Raw genomic sequence first — 411 nt, 5'->3', positions numbered from 1 at the left:
TTCTCCACCCCGATCCTCTACTTGCCGAAGTATAGGTAAAGCTTTCTGGTAGTAATTGAGTGCTGTTTGTTTTTCTCCTAAGTCACTGTAGACATGGCCAATATTATGGAGAGTTGTTGCTTCTCCACCCCGATCCTCTACTTGTCGTTTTATAGGTAAAACTTTCTGGTAGTAATTGAGTGCTGTTTGTTTTTCCCCTAAGTCACTGTAGACAGCACCAATATTATTGAGAGTGTTTGCTTCCGTAGCACGAGCGCCTACTTGCCGAAGTATAGGTAAAGCTTGGTCGTAGTAATTGAGTGCCTTTTGTTTTTCTCCTAAGCTATCGTAGACAGTGCCAATATTATTAAGAGTCGTTGCTTCCGTAGCACGAGCGCCTACTTGCCGAAGTATAGGTAAAGCTTGGTCGTA

Annotated in this window: 1 protein-coding gene; it reads right to left on the bottom strand. The window is 43.1% G+C overall.

Annotated features, from left to right (window positions below; all coding sequences use genetic code 11):
- Positions 1-411, bottom strand: a 411-nt coding sequence (locus tag ACP6PK_RS16860) for a tetratricopeptide repeat protein (protein ID WP_426561046.1), incomplete at both ends; no start/stop codon positions are given.

The organism is Dapis hubbardiae BLCC-M172 (assembly GCF_050016015.1).
GTDB lineage: Bacteria > Cyanobacteriota > Cyanobacteriia > Cyanobacteriales > Microcoleaceae > Trichodesmium.
The sequence above is the reverse complement of the archived record's forward strand: the minus strand, read 5'-3'. Positions and strand labels throughout refer to the sequence as shown.